The sequence below is a fragment of the Lentzea flaviverrucosa genome (genome assembly GCF_003350445.1).
GTDB classification, from domain to species: Bacteria; Actinomycetota; Actinomycetes; order Mycobacteriales; family Pseudonocardiaceae; genus Lentzea; species Lentzea californiensis.
The window spans coordinates 143,916-164,164 of sequence record NZ_QQAU01000015.1; the positions used below are offsets into that span (position 1 = coordinate 143,916).

The window sequence follows — 20,249 nt, forward strand, 5'->3', positions numbered from 1 at the left end:
GGCATGGAGCAGAACCTCGCCGAGCACGCGTGCCACCTGCACCGGAGTCTCGCGGGCGCGGCCGTGGTGGAGACCGGCGACCTGCTGATCGCGGACAGCGGTCTGCACGACGACACGTTCAACATCGTGGCCGCGGCCCGGTTCTCCCCGGAGGCCACCGCTCGCGTCGCCGAGACGGTGAGCGCGCTGAAGGCAACGGGGCGGCCGTTCTCCTGGTGGGTAGGTCCCGCCTCGACACCGGCCGGCCTCGGCGCTGTGCTGGTCCAGGCGGGTCTGGAGGCGGCGGACACCGAGGCCGCGATGTGGATGGACCTCGCAGACGCCACGTTGCCCGAGCTACGCGTTGAGGGGTTGGAGATCCGCCGGGTGACCACGGAGGCGGAACTCGCCGGCTACGCCGTGGTCCTGGCGGCCAACTGGGACCCGCCCGCCGAGACGGTCCGCCGCTTCTACGCCGAAGCAGCACCGCACGCGTTGACCAGCCAGGCGCGCTACCTCGTCGGGTACGTGGACGGGCGTGCGGTGTGCACGGCGGAGGTGTTCCTGCACGCGGGCGTCGCCGGGATCTACAACATCGCGACCCTCGCCGGAGATCGCCGGCGCGGCTACGGCGGTGCCATCACCGTGGCCGCGTTGCGCACCGCACGCGCCGAGGGGTACCGCATTGCCGTCCTGCAGGCCTCTGAGGACGGCGAGACCGTCTACCGGCGTCTGGGGTTCGGGATCGCCGGTCAGTTCACCGAGTACGCCCTCAGGGCGTGAAGAAGGGCCGCCCCGCGCGTGCGGAGCGGCCCTTCGGTTCAGCGAGTGACTACGCGAGGCCCGCGTCGCCCGTGGACGGGCCGGCCGCCTGCACGTCGTCGATACGGTACTTGCGCGCCGCCTCGACGACCTTGGCCTGCTCGACCTCGCCGCGGCGGGCCAGTGCGGCCAGCGTGGCGACGACGACGGACTCCGCGTCCACCAGGAAGTGGCGGCGGGCGGCCGGGCGGGTGTCGGAGAAGCCGAAGCCGTCCGTGCCCAGGGTCGTCATGTCGGTCGGGACGTACGGGCGGATCAGGTCCGGGATCGCCGACGCCCAGTCGGACACGGCGATCACCGGGCCCTGCACGTCCTTCAGCACCTGCGTCACGTACGGCACGCGCGGCTCGGCGTCCACGTGCAGCAGGTTGTGGCGGTCGGTGTCGACGGCGTCGCGGCGCAGCTCCGAGTACGACGTCGCGGACCACACGTCCGCGGACACGCCCCACTCCTCGGCCAGCATCTTCTGCGCCTTGAGAGCCCACGGGAGACCCACGCCGGAGCCGAGGATCTGGGCACGCGGACCGTCGGTCTGCGGGCCGTCCTGGTACTTGTAGAGGCCCCGCAGGAGGCCCTCCACGTCCAGGCCCTCCGGCTCGGCCGGCTGCACGTACGGCTCGTTGTAGACCGTCATGTAGTAGAAGATGTTCTCGGCGTTCTCGCCGTACATCCTGCGCAGACCGTCCTTGACGATGTGCGCCACCTCGAAGGACCAGGCCGGGTCGTACGAGACGACGGCCGGGTTCGTGTGCGCCAGCAGCAGCGAGTGGCCGTCGGCGTGCTGCAGGCCCTCACCGGTCAGCGTGGTGCGGCCCGCGGTGGCACCCAGCACGAAGCCGCGCGCCATCTGGTCCGCCGCCGCCCACAGGCCGTCGCCCGTGCGCTGGAAACCGAACATCGAGTAGAAGATGTAGATCGGGATCATCGGCTCGCCCTGCGTGGCGTAGGACGTGCCGACCGCCGTGAACGACGCCGTGGAACCCGCCTCGTTGATGCCCTCGTGCAGGATCTGACCCTGCTCGGACTCCTTGTAGGCGAGCATCAGGTTGGCGTCCACCGAGGTGTACGCCTGGCCGTTCGGGTTGTAGATCTTCTGCGTCGGGAACATGGAGTCCATGCCGAACGTCCGTGCCTCGTCCGGGATGATCGGGACGATGCGCGGGCCGATCTCCGGGTCCTTCGCGAGGTCGCGGACGAGCCGGACGAACGCCATCGTCGTGGCGACCTCCTGCTTGCCGGAGCCGCGCTTGATGCCGTCGTAGACCTTGTCGCCCGGCAGCACGAGCGCCTTGGACTTCGTGCGGCGCTCCGGCAGGAAGCCACCCAGCTGGCGGCGGCGCTCCAGCATGTACTGGATCTCCTGGTTGTCCTGCCCGGGGTGGTAGTACGGCGGCAGGTACGGGTCCTTCTCGAGCACCTCGTCGGAGATCGGGATGCGCAGGCTGTCCCGGAAGCCCTTGAGGTCGTCCAGGGTCATCTTCTTCATCTGGTGCGTCGCGTTGCGCGCCGCGAAGTGCTTGCCGAGCGAGTAGCCCTTGATGGTCTTCGCGAGGATCACGGTCGGCTGGCCGACGGTCTCGGTCGCCGCCTTGTAGGCCGCGTAGACCTTGCGGTAGTCGTGGCCGCCGCGCTTGAGGTTCCACACCTCGTCGTCGGTCATCGGGTCGACGAGCGCCTTCGTCCGCGGGTCGCGGCCGAAGAAGTGCTCCTTGATGTACGCGCCGTCGTTCGCCTTGTACGTCTGGTAGTCGCCGTCGGGCGTGCTGTTCATCAGGTTGACGAGCGCGCCGTCACGGTCGGCGTGCAGCAGCGCGTCCCACTCGCGGCCCCAGACGACCTTGATGACGTTCCAGCCCGCGCCGCGGAAGAACGACTCCAGCTCCTGGATGATCTTACCGTTGCCGCGGACCGGGCCGTCGAGGCGCTGCAGGTTGCAGTTGACCACGAACGTCAGGTTGTCGAGCTGCTCGTTCGCGGCGAGCTGCAGCAGGCCGCGCGACTCGGGCTCGTCCATCTCGCCGTCGCCGAGGAACGCCCACACGTGCTGGTCGGACGTGTCCTTGATGCCGCGGTCGCGCAGGTAGCGGTTGAACCGCGCCTGGTAGATCGCGTTCATCGGGCCGATGCCCATGGAGACCGTGGGGAACTCCCAGAAGTCCGGCATGAGGCGCGGGTGCGGGTACGACGGCAGGCCGCCGCCCGGACCGGCGTGCGAGTACTCCTGGCGGAAGCCGTCGAGCTGGTGCTCGCTCAGCCGGCCCTCGAGGAACGCGCGGGCGTAGACACCGGGGGAGGCGTGGCCCTGGATGAAGATCTGGTCGCCACCGCCGGGGTGGTTCTTGCCGCGGAAGAAGTGGTTGAAGCCGACCTCGTAGAGCGACGCGCTGGACGCGTACGTCGAAATGTGTCCACCGACACCCACGCCGGGCCGCTGCGCGCGGTGCACCGTCATCGCGGCGTTCCAGCGGATCCACGCACGGTAACGGCGCTCCACCTCCTCGTCACCGGGGAACCACGGCTCCCGCTCGGTGGGGATGGTGTTGACGTAGTCGGTGCTGATCAGCGACGGCATGCCGACGTGGTTCTCACCAGCGCGTTCGAGCAGGCGCAGCATCAGATAGCGAGCCCGCTGCTGGCCGCCGCCCTTGAGCACCTCGTCGAACGACTCCAGCCATTCCGAGGTCTCTTCGGGGTCGATGTCCGGCAGGTGCGCTGCCAGACCGTCGCGAATGACACGCACCCGCTCGGGGCCGGTGTTCTGCGGGCTCAAGGTGTCTCCTCGGCTTCGTTGGCGGTACTCGCGCTGGCCCGGAAACCGTGCCACGCACCCCTATCGTTGTCCTTGCGCGACGACTTCGTCATGGCTACCGGTCGGTAGTTCTGGATCGTGTCGCTCACGCGCGCGCGATAAGAGGTATGTAGAGCGTGCCTCATGCCAGTGCGGAGATCTTCACAGGGGTACCTGTTACGGCGTGTCACGTGGTCAACAGTTGCGCCGGAGGTAGCTGACAGTGTTCGCTAGCCGGAGTAACAGACTTCAGCGACAGTCTCAGGGCTGTCGCTCTTGCGTAGTTGGAGGAGTGAAAACCGTGGTCGCCGCGGAAGACGCCGGCAAGCTCGGCGTCGCCGACAAGCTCGGGATCGAATCAGGCATGGTCGTCCAGGAACTCGGCTGGGACGAGGACGTCGACGACGCCTTGCGTGCCGCTGTCGAGGAGCGAATCGGGGGCGACCTCCTCGACGAGGATGCCGACGAGACGGTGAGCGTCGTCCTGCTCTGGTGGCGGGAGGACGACGGAGACCTGGTCGACGCCCTTCTCGAAGCCACCGGCGTGCTCGCCGAGGATGGCGTGATCTGGGTTCTCACCCCGAAGACCGGCCGCCCCGGCCACGTGGAGCCGAGCGACGTCGCCGAAGCGGTCCCGACCGCCGGCCTGTCGCAGACCTCCAACATCAGCGTGGGCGATGACTGGGCCGGAATCCGCCTGGTGTGGCCGAAGTCGGCCAAGGCCAAGCGCTGACCTCTCGTTGACATAGGGTTGAACCACGGGCGCTCACCCGCCCGTGGTCCTGCGCCTTGCTGGAGGGGTGTGTTCATGGCGGTCGAGATCGGTTCGGAAGCCCCGGACTTCACGCTCAACGACTACAACAAGCAACCCGTGACGTTGTCGTCGTTCCGAGGCTCCAAATCCGTGCTGCTGGTGTTCTACCCGTTCGCCTTCAGCGGCACCTGCCAGGGCGAGCTCTGCCAGCTGCGCGACGAACTGGCCACCTACGAGGACGAGAACGTCCAGGTGCTGGGCGTCTCCGTGGACTCGCCGTTCGCGCTGAAGGCGTGGGCGAACCAGGAGGGCTACCAGTTCCCGCTGCTGTCCGACTTCTGGCCGCACGGAGCCGTCGCGCAGTCCTACGGCGTGTTCAACGAGGCCGTGGGCATGGCGCTGCGCGGCACGTTCCTGGTCGACGTCTCCGGCGTCGTGCGCTTCGCCGAGGTGAACGCGCCCGGTCAGGCCCGCGATCAGGACGCCTGGAAGAAGGCCGTAGCCTCTCTCAGGGCATGATGTAGCTGTACCCCTGCGCATTGCGGTGCCGGGGTTGGGGCGTGTAGCTCAGCGGAAGAGCACTCGGTTTACACCCGAGCGGTCGCAGGTTCGAACCCTGTCGCGCCCACCAGCCAAAACGGCGCCTCCGATAGGTCCGAAGGCGCCGTTGACATCACCGATTGACATCAGTCGGGCTCTGAAAGCCGGTCCATCCGCGTGGCCAGCCGTCGCTTTGCCTCGTCCAACACGTGGCCGTAGATGTTGGCCGTGGTCGAGATCGACGCGTGGCCGAGCTGCTCCATCACCTCCCTGATCGTCGCTCCGTCCACCAGCAGCAGCGTTGCCGCCGTGTGCCGGAGGTCGTGCACGCGTGCCGTATCCAGCTCGGCTCCCTTGAGCAGCCGCCGCAGCATCGTGTTCACGTTGCGAGGCTCGATCACTCTGCCCGTTGCGGTGACGAAGATCAGGTCAGTCGGCTGACCTGGTGCCGGGTTGAGCTTTGTTCCTTTCCGCTTTGTGGTCTCCTCTCGATGTTTTGCCAGAGCGGCCAGGCAGACGCGGCCTAGGTAGAGCGTCCGAGTGGACTTCTTCGTCTTCGTTTTTCCGAAGAGCAATTTTCCTCGGACGCGCTGTACCGTCCTGCGGACTTTGAACGCGCCCGTATCAAGGTCTACGTCCGACCAGGCGAGCCCAAGGACCTCACCCTTACGAAGGCCGGTCGTAATGAGGATCAGCCATAGCGCGTACAGCCAATGTTCAGCAGCAGCCCTCACGAACTTGCGAGCCGCGGACTCAGACATCGGATCCACCTCAAAGGTTCCCCGTTTTGGAGTCTCAACCAGCTTCGCAACATTGCGGCCGATCAGTTCTTCGCGCACTGCCGTGGTGAGGGCGCTCCGCAAAGTTTCGAAGACGTTCTGTACGTACCTGTCTGACAGCGGCTCTCCGAGAACGGTCTTCGCCTTGCGGAGCTTGGCGATGAACTGGCGCACGTGGGTGGGCGTCAACGCGTTCAGCTTCTTCGAGCCCAGGTTGGGCTTGATGTAGCGACGTACGACGATCTCGTAGCCCGAGTAGGTCGACTCCCCGCGCTCCACCTTGATGACCTCTTCCAGCCACCAGGTGAGGTAGTCGTCCAGCTTCATGCTCGATGAGATCGACGGCACGCCTTTTCGGTTGTTGTCGAGCATCTCGACGCGCTTGTTGTTCGCGTCTTCCCAGCTCGACCCGTAGACGTACTTGCGTTTGCTCTCTCCGGTGGAGGTGAGCACGTAGACGGCCGCCTGGTAGCGGCCGTCTTTGCGCTTGACGATCGTGCCCATTCCATTTGCTGCGCGACCAGACATTAGGCGGCCTCTGGTTCCTGGAGAAGCGTCTCGATGTACGCGTGGATTGACGTGAGAGGAACTCGGCGGGCGCCAAAGATCTTCACGGACTTCAGTTGGCCCGTTCGGATGAGGTCAAAGACGCGGGTCCGTCCGATGTTGAGCAAACGTGCAGCCTCCTCAACCTTCAATAGCAGGGGAGGGGGAATGACGGCGTTCGGGCTTTCGGCCACGGCTGTGTTCCGATCTGTGAGGTGGTGCGGTGTGGTCGTCCGGGCGGTGCGTGATTGGCGGTTCGAGCCGTCCGGACGGGTGAGAGGTTGGCGAGCACGGGTGTGTGCGGGGATCGGCGGTAGAAACCCGGAAACCCGGAACTGCACCTTGGCAGGGCTGTGACCTGCGGTGATGGGGGCCGGGTTTAGCTCTGGGCTAAACCCGGTGCAAACCCGGTGGAAACCCGGCGGCGGGTCTAAACCCGGTGGGGTGGCCCTGCTAGCCGCGGCTAGATCAGGGCGGTCTGTTGCTTGTCGGCCGGCGTCTGGTCGTGCTCGGCGTGGTCGGGTTCGGTGTTGGTCTCGACCCAGAACACGAGGGAGTTGGCGCTCTTGTCGTGGCGGCTGCGCAGGACGTGCGGGCCGTGCCAGCGTCCGATGTGGCCGGTGAGGAGTTTGCCCAGGCTTTTGGATGAGGGGATGCGGTCGCGTTCGTCGGTGAGGAACGTGCCGTCCCAGCGGTCGGTGACCTTGGTCCCGTTGATCTCGGGTTCGGCGCTGTGGCAGAGCACTCGCGCGCGCATCTCGGCCTTGCCGTGCAGTTCGTGCCAGCGGGCGAGGAACGCGGTCCATTCGGTGTTCTCGTCGTCGGCCTCGCGCATCTCGGCCACGTTGTCGAGGAAGCCGTCGACGCCGTGATGGGCGAGGAATCCGCCGGCCGCACCGGCCCAGGTGCTGAACTGGCGCATGGTGTGCCCGGAGCGGGGTGCTCCGGCGTTGATCCAGTCCATGACCAGGATGAGCAGGTGCCGCAGCACGGTGACGCGGTTGGCCGGCTTTTTGAGCCACTGGTCCAGGTGCGGGATGCCGAACCCGGTCTGGTCGCGCTGGTCGGGGTGCGGGTCGTTGGGGTCCAGGCGCACCAGGGCGGTGCGGGTGGCCATGTCCCCGCCCAGCCGGATGTTGTTGCCCGTGGCCAACCACAGCCGGTCGTTGACTGCCTCGAACCCGGCACTGTTGGAACCGAGGTTGCGGTCGTCCCACTTCGGGCCGGTGAGCAGCTTGGCCAGCACCGCAGAGGAGACCTCGGTTCCCTCGGCGAGGTTGTCCCACAGCATCACGGCGGCGGTGCTGTGCAGGGCGCTGGTGATGGACTTCTGCAGCTCGTTCTCGTCGTTGTTGCGCCACACCAGGTGTTTGAGTCCGTAGATGTAGCCGGGAATCTCGGCCAGCAGCGTCTTACCGCTCGATTGCGTGGTGGCGGAGATCAGGCCGAACGGGGTCAGGCACCCGAGGTAGGGCCGCAGGATCGGGGCGATCATCAGGCCGATGTGGTTGGCCTTGTCTGCGTCGGCGACGAACGGGAAGTTCCGCAGCAGCGTGCTTGTCACGAACTCGAGCGCTTCGCTGACCTGCTCTTGGGATGGTTGCGCGGGAATGGCCGGCATGGCCACGGTGGGCGCGTAGTACAGGCCGGTTCCGGTGTCGTATCCGGCGGTCTGCAACAGGGTGCCGTCGGGGCGCAGCACGGGTGAGGTGACGACGCCGACCAGCGGGCGGACGTCGGGCCAGTACCGCGAGGACAGCACCGCGGACAGGGCGGCTTTGGTGGGGCTGGCCTCTACCTCCTCCCACTGCTCGGTGTCCTTGTTCTTCTTGCGGCGGAACACGAACGCGTGGTGCGCGAGCAGCCATGCCAGCGACGGCGAGGTGATCGGATCGGCCTGCACCGGTAGCGCTCCGGCGTCGACCTGGTGGGCGTGCTCGGCTGCGCTGGCGGCCTTGCCCGACACCCGCGACAGGTGCACCAGCTGCCCGCCGGAGACGTAGACGTCGGGCAGCGCGCCCTGCCCCATCGCGGTGGTCAACGCCCGGATGGTCTCGGCTTCCCCGCCGATCTGGATGGCCGGCTTTTCGTCGGGCTCTCCCGCCGACACGTCGGTGGTGCTGGTGGTGCCGGTCATGAGGGCGGTGATCTCGTCGGGGTCGGTGAGGTTGCTGGTCATCGGCGGGTCCTCCTTCCGTGCTGGTGTTGGGCTGCTGGTGCGGTTTCGGCTCATGCGGCGGTTCCCTTGGTGCGTGAGCGATAGGCGGCCTGTCGGCAGGCGTGTGAGCAGTGTCGGGGCCACCGGCCGGTGGCCGGCCGATGCAGCGGGGCTCCGCAGTGGCAGGTGCGGGCGGTGACGCAAGAGGTGAGCTCAGGGCCGTCGAGCTCACCGGTTGCGTCACCGGGTGACGTTTGCGGCTCGACTGCGCGTGACGTTTCCGTCCTGGACGCTTGCGTCACGCACGGTCGAGCCGCTTGCGTCACCAGGACTCGAGCCGCTTGCGTCACGTGCTGGCGTGCGTGGCCGATGAGCTGAACGCCGATCCACGCGGTGTAGGCGGGCGGGATGGCTTGGGTGAGGTCGGTCCATGGCATCCAGTCGATGCCCATCGCTTCCCGCGCCACATCGGTGGGCACAGGCGAGTCCTGCCACCGGGGCCTGCCGTACACGGGCACGGCGGGCGTGCCGCGGTCGTGGTGGCAGGTCGTACCGAACAGAGAGAGGTTCGACTCGAACAGCCGGTGCCGTCGCACGCCCAGCCGCAGCGTCTCGCCGCAGATGGTGATGGGGTCGCGCATGGGTGCGCCGGGCACGTTCTCGATGACGTAGCCCCAAATCTCGCCGCGTTCGACCGCCTCACGCAGCCGTAGACGGACCGGGTCGAGCAAGTCGGGGTGTTCATGCCTGCGGGCATGCGGAGTGGCACGGGAGAACTTCTGACACGGCGGCGATGCGGCGACGACGTGGAAGCCGGACAGATCGATGGTGAGCGCGTCGGCCTGGACGAAGTCGAAGGGGTAGTGGGGTTGCGGGTTGATGTCGACACCGATGACGTCGAACCCTGCCGCGTGGTAGCCAGCGGACGCACCGCCTGCACGGCAGAACAGATCGAGCAGCCGTGGACGGCTCATGCAGCGCTCCGGATGTCGGGAACGGGAAGCGGGCGGCCGAACCCGGACGCCAGGACGTAGCGGATCTCTGCGGCTGGGAGTCCGGCGTGGCGGGCGGCATCGGCCAGGGCGGCCTGGACCACGTCGCGGTCAATCCATCCGGCCTGCGCCATACCGGCGAGGCGGGTGGTGGAGCGGAACAGCTTGCGGTTGCGGCCGGTGTCGGGCTCCATCGCCGCCAGCTCGGCGCACGCGGACCGCAACGCCCCGGCGGCGAACCGGGCCTGACGGCTGTCTCCGTGAACGAACGCGGGCACGGGTGCGGCCGTGGCGGGCGGTGCGGGGGTGGCGGTGCGGTCGTGGCCGGTGCGGGCGAGGGCCTCAACCAACCAGGGGTCGAGGCGCCGGGGCGTGGTGGTGGTCGAGCTGCGCCGGTACTGGCCGGCATCGCTGGTGGAGCCGGGCAGCACGACGTACCCGCCGTAGGCCTTGATGTCGATTTGCCAGCCCAGGCCGGTGCGCACGGTGTCGTCGCCGGGGCGGGGTTTGCCGTGGCTTCCCTTCCACCGCAACGGTTCCGTCCCGTAGACGAGGTGCAGGCCACCGGAGGGGGTGTCGGTGGTGAAGGTGTCGGTGCCGACCGTGCCACCGGACAGGGCGGCGAGGGTGGCGTAGGTGTCGAGCCCATCGGCCGGCGGCGGTTCATCGGCGGGCCAGGCCAGGCCGTTGAGCGGTTGGCGTGGCGGCGGGCCGGGCCGGGTGTCGAGGTCGACGGCCAGCAGTCCGGACACTCCCAAGTGGACGGCCCAGACGGAGGTGTGCCAGCGCTGCGCCCACCGTGCGATCACGCCGGGGTCGGTGGTGGCGGCCCACACCCCGTGGCACAGCGCCCCCTCGGCGCGTGCCAGGCACGGGCAGGTCTGCGGGGTGTGGTCGGTGTGCTCGGCGCGGCAGTCCACACATCCGCCCAGCGGCCTTTTGGTGCCGTAGTTGAGCGGCAGGACGTGCCAGCCGCGGTGCACCGCCAGCCACAGCGCGACATCGGCGGCGGTCTGGACAGTCCGGTTCGTGGTCATGATCGCGGGTCCCTTTCAGCCGTGCTGTGGTTGGGGTGCAACGGGAGCGGGGGCACGGCCTGGTGTGGCCGTGCCCCCGCGTCGGTGGGGTGGTGGGGTCAGCTCGTCAGCGACGGCGGCGGGTCGCTGTCGAGGCGTGGCGTGCTGGTGTCCAGTCGGGTAGCCCTTGCGCGGATGAGGCGCGCGGGCAGAACGGTTGCGGTGACGTAGACACGGCCCAGCACCGACGCGCCCCGGTTGGGGTAGAAGCCGCTGACCTCCTGCACGTCGAAGCCCAGCGCGAGAGCCTGCGCCGCCGTCTCGACCTCGTCGGGGGTGCCTTCCAGCCGGATCCTCATCGCTGCGCCTACTGCGGGGTGTCCACGTGCAGCACGACGGCGGTCATGTTGTCGAGCGGTTCGCCGTCGCGCGCCGTGTCGAGGACGGCGGCCACCAGCTCGTGTGCCAGCTGGTCGACGTCCTCGGGGAAGGCGGTCATCACGGCGGCGATCTGGTCGTCGGTGAGGACCTTGTGGATGCCGTCGCTGGTGAGCAGCACGCGCTGCGCCACGACGTCGACCACCGGGATGCTGGCCACGGTGGCGTTGCCGATGCTGGTGCGTACCCAGTTGTCGTGCAGGGCCGCGTGGTGCTCGGCGACTCCGACCATGCGCAGCAGCTCGCCCACGGTGTGGTCGGTGGTGTGGCAGGTGAGCACCCCGCCGGTCATGGAGTAGACGCGGCAGTCTCCGACGTGCGCGATGACGGTCGCCCTGTCGGAGGGGTAGACCACGGCGACCGCGCCGACCGCGTTGGGCTTGGGTGACTCCGGGCCGGGAGCGGAGATGAGTTCGTGCGCGGTCAGCAGACCGGCGACCGGGCCACGGCGGGCGGCCACGCGGGCGGCGACTTCGGCCAGCAGTGCGGCCGTGTGCTCGACCTCGGCGGTGCTGCCGATGCCGTCGATGAGCGCGGCGGCCGTCGTGGAGGCGGTGGAGTGCACGGCGGCGGCGTCGCAGTTGTGCGACCGGCCGCCGATCGCGGTGGCGGTGCCCACCGTGACGGTCATGTTCGGGTGGTGAAACTGGATCACAGGTTCTCCTGGTCGTGGTCGTGGATGGGTGCTGCGGGTGATTGCCGCAGCCCAAGGGCAGGCCCTACTAATCCGCGCGGGGTAGTAGGGCCTGCCGGTGAGCCGGGCGGCCGGAAGGTGCTGCGAGTGGGCGGGCCTGACCGGGTTTGCGGGTTTGGTGTTCCGGGTCCGGGTTTGGTGCCGCCGTAAACCCGGACCCTGTTTGCGCAGATCAGAGGCTGCGCCGGGGTGCGTTTCCGGGTTTACGGGTTTGTTTTCGACTCTTGAGAAGGGTTGTTGTTGTGGTTAGGCGTGCACCGCGTTCGACAGCGCGCACGCGGTGCACATGACCTGGTCAAAGCTGGTCACCGCGCCTTGTTCCGGGCCTCGCAGGTCGAGCACGTGGGGTTGCTCGACAGCCACGCGAACCAGATGGTGTGCGGCTTGGGGATCGTGATCCCGCACAGGGTCTTGGCGGAGCCGTTCCAGATGGACCGGGACGCTTCGATGTGCATGACCTCATGTGCCATTAGAAGACCTCATTCTGTCACTGTGAGTGACCGTCTGTGGGTAGATGAGAGCAAGGGAGGGAGCCGCTGCAGTGGCTCGATCCCCTGGTTTCCGGGCTGTTCTCGCTGGTGGGAGACGTGGCCTCCCTCGACTCCCTGGCCAGGGTCGGTGCTGGTCAGGTGAGGGAGTCAGGGGCGGGGAGGCAGTGAGGGAGTTCTCCCTGCCTCCCCGCCGCCTCCCTCACTCGCCGTCCTCGTCGCCATCGCCCGTGTTGTCGCGCTCGGTGATGGCCTCGGTGATGCGGTCGGCGCCGACCTGCATGTAGCCGCCGGTCTTGTACGGGGCGGCGCCCAGCGGGGTGAGGTAGCCGCTGAGGTCCTCGAGCGACCAGCCGGTGTAGTAGCTCGGGTTGAGCGTGGCCAGCCGTTGCAACACCTCGGTGGTGCGCATCCGCTTGGCCGGGGCGAGCACGCGGGCGATGTCGGCCAGCGTGTCCACCACGACCGGCGCCGCATCGGCCAGCGTCTCGGTGAGGCCCGCGGCTTCCCGCAGGGCCAGGGCGCGTTCGACGACCGGGGTGACCTCGTCCACGTCTTCGGATTTGCGCAGGTAGCAGCTGCGCACGAGGCCGGGCCGGGCCATCAGCCCGCGGGTCATGGCCGTGCCGATGTCGCCGGGACCTTCGGCGGTCTTGGGTTCGAGCGACACAGCGGAGATGCCGGCCTTGTACGAGCCGGTGCCCAGTACGGCGTCGTTGGACTGCTGGTCACCGATCGCGAAGCACAGCTTGATCGCGGTCACGGCCATGAGCTTGCGCGGCAACGCCGCGGTGGAACCCTCGGGCGTGGCCCAGACCAGCACGATTCCGTACTTGCGGGCCGCGTTCTGCAGCAGCACCGCAACGTTGGCGGCCTCTTCGCCGTACTCGGCGTCCATGAACAGCGCCTGGCACTCGTCCACGACCACCACGCGGGGCCTCATCTGCGGGTACTTCTCCGCGAGCTTGCGGGTCAGCGCCCGCTCACCGTTGGCCTTGAGCAGCTTCCCGCGCTCTTCCAGGCTCATGTACAGGGCTTTGAGGTTCTCCAGGCAGGCCTTGACCGTCTCCGGACTGGCACCGGTCTTCAGGGTGCGCAACCGGGGCTCGAACGGGTCGTAGTCGGCGTTCTCCGCCAGCACGAACACGTCGACATCGACCAGCGGGTCCAGGATCGCCCCGGCTACCAGCGAGATGACGAACGTGGACTTGCCGGAGCCCATCATCCCGGCCACGGCGTAGTTGACCTCGAACAACCGGGCGGTGACCAGCTCACCGCGGATGTTGAAGCCGCCCGGCACGCCCTTGAAGAAGTCCGTGGTGCCCTCGTGGCGCAGCGGCCACGGCTCGACCGGCCCGGACAGCGCGCCCTGATCGGCCACCCACAGGTCGAGCACACCGGGCTTGTCCTTGGGTTCGGACGGCCAGACCTCGACCGGCAGGCGCACGAGGTTGTGCGCGAACACGGTCTTGCGCCGAACGATCTCCTCCACCGGCACACCTGCGGGAAGCACCAGGCGCATCCGCCAGCCCTTGCCGTCACGGTGCGGGACATCGATCCATGTCGGTGTAACCGTTGTGCCCCAACCCTTCTTGAACGCCTCACGCAACAGCGGCAGGCCTCCCAGGTTGCGCAGCGCGGCCAGTACCGCGCCCTCATCGGGCACGACGTTGCGGCCATCGGCGGGCACGGTCTCGGCAGGCGCGGCCCACACGGGCAGGGTGCCCAGCGCACGCCCGGCCAGGTTCGAACGCACGGCCCAGGTGCCGACGCCGGCAACAGCCCAGGCCCACCAGTAGCCGCCGACCGGAGAGGCCTCGACCACCGTGGACCAGAAGTCGACGATGCCGTGCCACCGATCCGTCAGCGACCCCGCGCCGATCACCGCCTGCACAGCGGCGATACCGAGCAGGACCACGTGACCGGACGCGAGTACGACGATGACGCCACCGGACCAGCGCAGGATCTCGATGCGCCGTTCACGGCCACGCTCCGCGGCACCGTTGCGGCGAGTCTCCAACGCCGCTTCCAGTCCAGCTAGGACAGTGAAGTCCTCGGCGCCCTTGGCGTTGAGCCGCAACGTCTTGATGGCCTGTTCCAGGTCGAGGTGCTTGCGGCGGGCACGGCGTTCCGCGCGGCGTGCCCGCGATCCCACGAGGGTGTATCCGGCGTTGCGCACGACCACGCGTCCGGCGCTGCGGGTGCGCTCGTGGGTGACTCCGGTGCGCACCACGCGGGCGACCGCGCCATAGGCAGCACCGGCTTTGGCCCGTGCCTGTTCGGCCAGCCGCTGATCGACCTCGGCGGACTGCTCGGGGGTGAGTACCTCACCCTCAAGCGCGTCGTCCACGGTGAGGTCGCCGCGCACGGTGAACCGGTTCGGCCCGGCGGGCAGCGCGGGCACGCCACGGTGCGCGGACAGGTCGTACACCCGCGCGCCGTTCTCGTCGGGGTCGGTCTGTGTGTTGTCGGGCGTGGTCATGCCTTCACCTCCTGGCGGCCGTCGTCGTCGGGGCCGTGGTTGAGCACGCGGTAGACCACCGCGGCGTCGTTGCTGCGGATGCGCAGGAACTTGCGCACCTCGGTCTGACTCGGGCGGTCGGGAAGCTTGTTCTCGTCGATCGCGCGGCGCACCCGCGCGACGTACTTGCCGACCTTGTCCGCCAGCTCCGCGGGCACTTCGGCGAGCGGCGTTTCCGCATTACCGGTGGGGTGCGCGGTCGTCGCGCTGATCGGCGCGGCCGGGGCGGGCAGGGCGGCGAGGTAGGCGGTGACCTCGTCGGCCAGGCCCTCGCGCAGCTCGTCGCCGGGGGCGTCGACGGGAAGACCGGGAACGGTCGCCGGGGCCAGCCGCAGGCGGCCGAACCGGCCGCGCAGGGTGAATGTGCCGGGCCGGTAGAGCAGGGTCGCGGTGCCATCGGCGGCGACCTGCGCGGCGGCCTGGCGGACAGCGGCGCGGCGTACGCGCTGCAACCGGCGGTGTGCGTCGCGCTCGACCTTCAGCGCGGCACGCTCCGCCGGGGTGCGGCGGGTGCGCAGGGGGTTGGCGTGCACCAGCTGGTGGACCACGACACCGCCGACCGACACCAGCGCCATGACCACGCCGTGCCCGACACCGCCGTTCTCGACATCGAGGCCGTGGGTGAAGTTGAGCGCGGCGGCGACAGCGGCGAACACCCACGTACCGGCCTTGAGCCACCCGGTGGGCCGGTTGGCGCGGGCGGCGATCGCGACGGCGAACGCGAACACCCACATCGCGCCCTCGCTGAACAGGGGCAGCAGCACGCCGGGGCCGCCGAAGATGGTGTGGCCGTAGTCGGCCATCGCCTTCCACGCCAGCACCGCCGGGACCAGGATCACCGGCAGGAACATCAGGTCCAGCACGTGAGCGCGCGTCCAGCCGGTCACCTTGTCGAGCGTGGCGGCACGGTCGGCACGGGCCTTGTCGGCGGCCTCACGGCGCAGCTGCGCGTCGGCGGCCTTGTCGGCGCGGCGCTGCTCGAACACCATGCGCTGGTTCTCGCGTGCCTGCTCGGCGGCGGCCACGCGATCAGCGCGGCGAGTCTCGGCCCAGTCGCTCATGCCATTGCCTCCCAACGGATGTGGCGCGCACGGCGGCGCGGGTTGAACGAGGTGGATGCGCGGCGCAGGTGCGTCCGCGAGGAAAGGCCGGCCTTGCCCGGCAGGTACATCAGCGCGCATGCCGCGAGCAACGCGGGCAGCGCGTAGGCGACGGCCTGCACCGCCGGGTTGTCTGCGAAACCGGTCACCATCGCCCACTGCATCGAGGCGATGCCCCCGGTGAGCATGAGCAGCTTCCACAGCAGCACCACGACCATCAGCGCGAGGCCGGAGCCCAGCAGTGCCAACAACATCAGGGTGTTCATCGCTCACCTGCCGTTCCGGCCTCGCGCAGGGCCAGGGCGTCGTGGGAGTTCTCCTGGGCCAGCGCGCACGCCTCGGCGTGCTGCGGGTGAGCGGGGTTGCTGGTGATCGGGGTGAGCAGCCGCACCGACAGGGCGAACCAGTCGGCGACAACGGCGTTGGTGGCGTTCATCGGTGGGGCGCTGTCCTGCCAGGTGGCCAGCAGGTCACAGATCGCCGGTTCGGGTGCCGCCGTGGTAGCGGAGGTGGTCGAGGGCATGGCACATGGGTCCTGTCTCGCGAGGTGAGGTGGTGGGCACCGCCAGGCGGGCGGGGCGCTATGGCCAGGGCGGTTCGAGCCACCCGCCTGACGGGAAGAACGCCGGGGTGCCGAGGTCAGCAGCAGTCGTTGAGGCGCCGCACGGCCGCGGTGAGCAGCGGCAGGTGCGCGCCGTAGAGACGCCCGCCGACCTTGTCCAGGCCATCGGCGAGCGCGCCCAGGTCGGCGAAGGGGAACCAGGCGGCGGCCAGGGCGTCATCCGCGCCGACCGCGAGCACGGTGTGGTCCAGCTGGTACAGGGCGGCGGTGGTGCAGACCCAGGCGTGATCGGAGTTGCGCGGGTCATCGACGTAGCCCGCGTAGACGATCGTCGGGGTGTGGCCGGCCAGGTCCACGCCGGTCTCCTCGAGCAGCTCCCGCACCAACGCGGCCGGGGCGGTCTCGCCGGGATCGACCATGCCGCCGGGGATGGCCCACTGGCCGGTGTCGCTGCGCTGGATCAGCAGCACCCACCGCTCACCGTCGCGGTCGAGGTCACCGGCCACGACGATCGGGTCGGCGGCACAGTTCTCGCCCCACTTGCCGAGGTTGCGGCCGGTCTTGCCGGTGCGCCCGGTCGGGTTGAGCGGCCAGTGGTAGGCGTCGAACGTGAACGGCACCAACGCCATCGCCGCACGCGCCGGCCAGTTCGGCACGTCCTCGGGGGTGACGTGCGGCTCCGCCCAGCCCTCGGCGACGCTGGCGGGCAGGCCCTTGCGGGTCAGCTCGGGCGGGGTGATGTCCACGGGCGTGTAGTAGGGCCACGGCGCGGACCACGGCCGCAGGTCCTCGGGGACCGGGATACCTGCGGGCGTGTGCTTGTTCTTGGGCATGGCAAAGAGCCCTTTCGGGTCGAGTGAAGGGGGTGCGCCTTTGCCCGCGTGCACGTGTGTGCGGAACACTGTGCGGGCCTGCGCTCGGTCCTAGCGGACCGTGTGAGGTGGTGAACCTGGTCCGGCGGTGCGTGCTTGGCGGTTCGAGCCGCCGGGCCAGGGCGTGAGTGGAGCTACCTGGGCTACTGCCGAACACCATCGACGTACGTGCCGCCGTTGGTGTCGCACTTCTCCGTCTTGCCGGTCCTCGGGTTCTCGTGTTCCTCGCGGTAGGCGCCGAAGTCGCTGTCCCAGCTGAACTTCCCGCAGACCGAGCACTTCTTCTCCGTGAGCGCCATAGCTGATCTCTCCTCAGGCTGGATCGGTTGGTGTTTCAGCACTTCTTGGCTGCAAGGTCAGAGCTCCCCGTTCTCACGAGCCCAGTTCTCGCAGCCGGAGCACAGCAGGCTCTGGTCCTTCTGCTTGTTGAGCACGACACCGGTCTTGCCGCAGCACTCGCAGGACGCGCCGACGATCTCGACTCGCTTACCCATGTCAGGTCCCTTCGTTGATGTAGCGAACTTCGCTGGTCAGTGCTTGTCGTGGGAGTCGGGGATGGGACGGGCGCCGCTAGGAGGCGCGGGGCACTGGTACTGGTAGGTGCCGGCGTGTACCCAGACCGGATCACCGAACCCCGGATCGACCTGCACGGTCGGCAGGTCGCAGCCGGACGGGCAGTCGCGCACGGTGTCGGGCAGGGCTCGCACGAACGACACGCTCATGACGTCACCGCCCCTTCCGGCGTGCCGGTGTCGGTGTCGGTGTTGGCCTGGCACCAGGCGTTGAGCCACGCGGCGACTTCGTCCTTGGGGCTGGTCCAGGACACCTCAGGTGCGGAGTGGAAGGCCTGGCACAACCGCACTGCCAGCGCTTGATCCGTGGTTGAGATCGCCAGCGCCGCCCACCGCTCGCCATCGAGGTAGGCAGGCGTCCACCGGCTGACGTCGATGTGGACGCCGGTCTCACCTACGGCGTGCACTGCCGGAACGATGATCAGGTCTCCGCCGATGGGCAGGAACGGCAGCGGAAACTGCACCGAGGAACCGTTGCCCAGCACAACGGTGACCAGCATGTTGCCGACGCGGACACCGCCCGGCACCTGGTTGACGCGGTGACCGTGCAGTTGAACGAAAGTCGTCATGATCAGCACTCCTGAAAGGTCAGACGAACAGGTGAGCCATGAGCGGCAGCCGCGGCTGTTGTCATCGCGCGACCGCTCGTGACTCGGGGACGGTGTGTGGCTCCGCCCACGGCCACAGCGCCGCGAACGTCATCGCCGCCGCGGTCACGACGTCATCGCCGGTGGTTGGCCATCGGCCTTCCCGCAGACGCAGTCACGTTCGACCGCGTGGCACCAGCCGCACGCCAGGAAGGTGTCCACGGCCCGCTTGACCTGGTCTCGAACCTCGATGAGCTTGCTGATGAACGCCATCACGCAGCGACCAGCACGGGCGCCCCGGCCTTGTTCGACGCGGCCCAGAACGCATCAGCCCGGACCTGCGCCCGCTGCCATCGCTGGTAGGCCAGGCGAGTGCGCTGCTCGGCGTCGAGCTGCCTGCCCACCAACTGACCCAGCACGGCGCGGTAGTCGGCGCGGCTCGGGTGCTCCCTGACCAACTGAGCGATCGAGGCGACCTGTGCCGCAAGACGGACCATCGCCTTACGGGCCTTCAGGTAGCCACCGCACGCCTGTTCTTCAGCCAGGCGGTACGCGGCGAGCGGGGACACGGTGCTCTTGACTTCAGACATCGAAGAATCCTTTACTTTTGCAAACGACAAAGGGAAGCGCCGACCTGCGGAAACAAACGTCTCCGCAGGGGCTGAAGACCGTTGGGTCCCGGAGCCTCACCGGCCGGACAAGTCGCGAACGATGAGGAACCGGCACACAAGAACGGGCTTGAGTGCTCTGTCTCAAGGGGTCAGCCTCGGCCGTGGATCTCCTGGCATTGGCGTCCAATGCCTCACGTCGCTCACCGCGCAGAAGCTGCGCGGGTCATTGCGGGCTTGCGCCAAGCCGTGAGGCCCGACGTGCTGCCAGGGGTGCGGGTTTTGCTGACCCTGTTCAGTTCTCAAAGAGCAAGACCTGCGACGGCGGTGTCCGACGTGAAGTCCGGTCCTGGTGCCGAGTCCGTGTAGCTGCGTCGCCGGTGACCTGTGATTCAGGTCGCTGTGGCGACAAGACAGAAGCTAACAGTTGATATGTGACCTGGTCAACAGATAGGTAAAACTTGCCGGAAACTGGGCATCTACCTGCGAAAACACTGAACAGGCATCTGTTAGGTCCCTGATAGGCTGCCCGTTGTTGTCGATGGACGGAGGTCCGATGGCGGGCGAGAACCCACGAGCCGTGCGCAAGGAGTCGTTGCGGCAGCAGGTGGTGCGCAACATCCGCAACCAGATCGACGCCGGCGTGCTGCGTCACGGTCAAGCGCTGCGCTCAACGCGTGAGCTGGCTGAGGAGTGGGGCGTAAGCGTGTTCACGATCAACGAGGCAATGCAGGACCTCGTCAAGGACGGAGTTGTGGTCGCCAAGTCACGGTCGGGTCGGATCGTTCATGCCCCCGACCAGGCGGAACATCACGAGATGCGGACGGCCACGCCCCATGTCCTCCTGATCGGCGGATACGCCGGAAGCGGGAAGACCGAACTTGGGCGCATCTTGGCGCGGGAAACTGGTTGGCCGATGCTCGACAAAGACACGCTCACTCGCCCTGTGGTTGAGGCTGCGCTTGAGCTCTTGGGGTCTTCTCCGAACGATCGTGAATCGGAATCCTATCTCGCCAAGGTGCGTCCGCGTGAGTACGAAGCATTGGTCAACGCAATGACCGAGAATGTGCAGTGCGGCAACAGCGCGATCGTGACCGCTCCGTTCATAAAAGAGTTCAAAGACACGGCTTGGCTAAACAGGATCGCAGCCAGTTGCGCCGACCTGAACGCAACAGTGACGGTAGTGTGGGTCCACTGTGATGCAGATACAATGAATACCTACATCCGCCATCGAGGCGCAGCGCGTGACATGTCGAAGCTTGAAGACTGGTCGGCTTACCTGAACGTCATCGACGTTGATTTTCGTCCACCGGTGCAGCATGAAGTCATCAATAACAGCGCATCCGGCGCGCCGTTGCAAGCCCAAGCACGCGACTTGATCTATCGCATTACTCAGCCGACCTGAACCAACTCTCGAAAGAACGGAATCTAGG

Annotated in this window: 23 protein-coding genes and 1 tRNA gene; 5 read left to right on the top strand and 19 right to left on the bottom strand. The window is 68.0% G+C overall.

Going from position 1 to position 20,249, the window contains the following annotated elements:
- Nucleotides 1-3 precede the first annotated feature (3 nt).
- Nucleotides 4-762, top strand: a complete 759-nt coding sequence (locus DFR72_RS35995; RefSeq protein WP_090070804.1) for a GNAT family N-acetyltransferase — start codon at nt 4-6, stop codon at nt 760-762.
- A 49-nt stretch (nt 763-811) separates the two neighbouring features.
- On the opposite strand, the gene aceE is transcribed toward DFR72_RS35995, so the two are convergent.
- On the bottom strand, nt 812-3,571 hold the full coding sequence (gene aceE / locus DFR72_RS36000) for a pyruvate dehydrogenase (acetyl-transferring), homodimeric type (protein ID WP_090070806.1): 2,760 nt from the start codon (nt 3,569-3,571) through the stop codon (nt 812-814).
- A 319-nt stretch (nt 3,572-3,890) separates the two neighbouring features.
- Here aceE and DFR72_RS36005 point away from each other — a divergent pair, with 319 nt between their 5' ends.
- The 3 genes from DFR72_RS36005 to DFR72_RS36015 all read left to right on the top strand — a co-directional run bounded on the left by DFR72_RS36005 (nt 3,891) and on the right by DFR72_RS36015 (nt 4,974).
- On the top strand, nt 3,891-4,322 hold the full coding sequence (locus DFR72_RS36005) for a DUF3052 domain-containing protein (protein ID WP_090071059.1): 432 nt from the start codon (nt 3,891-3,893) through the stop codon (nt 4,320-4,322).
- Between the two features lie 75 nt (nt 4,323-4,397).
- Complete coding sequence (locus DFR72_RS36010; RefSeq protein ID WP_090071061.1) at nt 4,398-4,862, top strand: peroxiredoxin; 465 nt, start codon at nt 4,398-4,400, stop codon at nt 4,860-4,862.
- Between the two features lie 37 nt (nt 4,863-4,899).
- Nucleotides 4,900-4,974: transfer RNA gene (locus DFR72_RS36015), tRNA-Val, on the top strand.
- A gap of 55 nt (nt 4,975-5,029) precedes the next feature.
- Here the strand turns inward: DFR72_RS36015 and DFR72_RS36020 are convergent.
- The 18 genes from DFR72_RS36020 to DFR72_RS36090 all read right to left on the bottom strand — a co-directional run bounded on the left by DFR72_RS36020 (nt 5,030) and on the right by DFR72_RS36090 (nt 18,798).
- Nucleotides 5,030-6,166: a tyrosine-type recombinase/integrase gene (locus DFR72_RS36020; protein WP_170176560.1), complete on the bottom strand. Its 1,137-nt coding sequence runs from the start codon at nt 6,164-6,166 to the stop codon at nt 5,030-5,032.
- A 23-nt stretch (nt 6,167-6,189) separates the two neighbouring features.
- Nucleotides 6,190-6,549, bottom strand: a complete 360-nt coding sequence (locus DFR72_RS47235) for a helix-turn-helix domain-containing protein (protein ID WP_245983779.1) — start codon at nt 6,547-6,549, stop codon at nt 6,190-6,192.
- A 122-nt stretch (nt 6,550-6,671) separates the two neighbouring features.
- Complete coding sequence (locus tag DFR72_RS47240; RefSeq protein ID WP_245983780.1) at nt 6,672-8,387, bottom strand: hypothetical protein; 1,716 nt, start codon at nt 8,385-8,387, stop codon at nt 6,672-6,674.
- Nucleotides 8,388-8,437: 50 nt separating this feature from the next.
- A complete protein-coding gene (locus DFR72_RS36035; RefSeq protein ID WP_177224632.1) occupies nt 8,438-9,340 on the bottom strand; it encodes a DNA cytosine methyltransferase in 903 nt (300 codons plus the stop codon).
- The gene (locus tag DFR72_RS36040; RefSeq protein ID WP_090070815.1) at nt 9,337-10,395 is read right to left on the bottom strand and encodes a bifunctional DNA primase/polymerase; all 1,059 of its coding nucleotides are present in this window, start codon (nt 10,393-10,395) and stop codon (nt 9,337-9,339) included. The genes DFR72_RS36035 and DFR72_RS36040 overlap by 4 nt, the downstream gene beginning before the upstream one ends.
- Before the next feature lie 98 nt (nt 10,396-10,493).
- Entirely contained in the window at nt 10,494-10,733 is a 240-nt protein-coding gene (locus tag DFR72_RS36045) for a hypothetical protein (protein ID WP_114773884.1), read from the bottom strand.
- An 8-nt stretch (nt 10,734-10,741) separates the two neighbouring features.
- The gene (locus DFR72_RS36050) at nt 10,742-11,467 is read right to left on the bottom strand and encodes a PP2C family protein-serine/threonine phosphatase (RefSeq protein ID WP_090070817.1); all 726 of its coding nucleotides are present in this window, start codon (nt 11,465-11,467) and stop codon (nt 10,742-10,744) included.
- Nucleotides 11,468-11,811: 344 nt separating this feature from the next.
- The gene (locus tag DFR72_RS45940; RefSeq protein WP_170176561.1) at nt 11,812-11,976 is read right to left on the bottom strand and encodes a hypothetical protein; all 165 of its coding nucleotides are present in this window, start codon (nt 11,974-11,976) and stop codon (nt 11,812-11,814) included.
- A gap of 220 nt (nt 11,977-12,196) precedes the next feature.
- The gene (locus tag DFR72_RS36055; RefSeq protein ID WP_090070819.1) at nt 12,197-14,476 is read right to left on the bottom strand and encodes a P-loop NTPase family protein; all 2,280 of its coding nucleotides are present in this window, start codon (nt 14,474-14,476) and stop codon (nt 12,197-12,199) included.
- A complete protein-coding gene (locus tag DFR72_RS36060) occupies nt 14,473-15,576 on the bottom strand; it encodes a hypothetical protein (protein ID WP_143086916.1) in 1,104 nt (367 codons plus the stop codon). The genes DFR72_RS36055 and DFR72_RS36060 overlap by 4 nt, the downstream gene beginning before the upstream one ends.
- Entirely contained in the window at nt 15,573-15,881 is a 309-nt protein-coding gene (locus tag DFR72_RS36065; protein ID WP_090070823.1) for a hypothetical protein, read from the bottom strand. The genes DFR72_RS36060 and DFR72_RS36065 overlap by 4 nt, the downstream gene beginning before the upstream one ends.
- Nucleotides 15,878-16,138 (bottom strand): hypothetical protein, encoded by a 261-nt coding sequence (locus DFR72_RS36070; protein ID WP_090070825.1) that lies wholly within the window; start codon nt 16,136-16,138, stop codon nt 15,878-15,880. The genes DFR72_RS36065 and DFR72_RS36070 overlap by 4 nt, the downstream gene beginning before the upstream one ends.
- 116 nt (nt 16,139-16,254) lie before the next feature.
- Nucleotides 16,255-17,010: an NUDIX domain-containing protein gene (locus tag DFR72_RS36075; RefSeq protein ID WP_090070827.1), complete on the bottom strand. Its 756-nt coding sequence runs from the start codon at nt 17,008-17,010 to the stop codon at nt 16,255-16,257.
- Nucleotides 17,011-17,192: 182 nt separating this feature from the next.
- Nucleotides 17,193-17,348, bottom strand: coding sequence for a hypothetical protein (locus tag DFR72_RS45945; protein ID WP_170176562.1), 156 nt, complete (start codon nt 17,346-17,348; stop codon nt 17,193-17,195).
- A 57-nt stretch (nt 17,349-17,405) separates the two neighbouring features.
- Nucleotides 17,406-17,543, bottom strand: a complete 138-nt coding sequence (locus tag DFR72_RS45950; RefSeq protein ID WP_170176563.1) for a hypothetical protein — start codon at nt 17,541-17,543, stop codon at nt 17,406-17,408.
- Between the two features lie 36 nt (nt 17,544-17,579).
- Nucleotides 17,580-17,771, bottom strand: a complete 192-nt coding sequence (locus tag DFR72_RS36080) for a hypothetical protein (protein ID WP_143086917.1) — start codon at nt 17,769-17,771, stop codon at nt 17,580-17,582.
- A complete protein-coding gene (locus DFR72_RS36085; RefSeq protein ID WP_143086918.1) occupies nt 17,768-18,190 on the bottom strand; it encodes a hypothetical protein in 423 nt (140 codons plus the stop codon). The genes DFR72_RS36080 and DFR72_RS36085 overlap by 4 nt, the downstream gene beginning before the upstream one ends.
- A 290-nt stretch (nt 18,191-18,480) precedes the next feature.
- Entirely contained in the window at nt 18,481-18,798 is a 318-nt protein-coding gene (locus DFR72_RS36090; protein ID WP_090070833.1) for a hypothetical protein, read from the bottom strand.
- A 574-nt stretch (nt 18,799-19,372) separates the two neighbouring features.
- Between DFR72_RS36090 and DFR72_RS36095 the strand changes: the two genes are divergently transcribed.
- Nucleotides 19,373-20,221: a GntR family transcriptional regulator gene (locus DFR72_RS36095; RefSeq protein ID WP_090070835.1), complete on the top strand. Its 849-nt coding sequence runs from the start codon at nt 19,373-19,375 to the stop codon at nt 20,219-20,221.
- Nucleotides 20,222-20,249 lie beyond the last annotated feature (28 nt).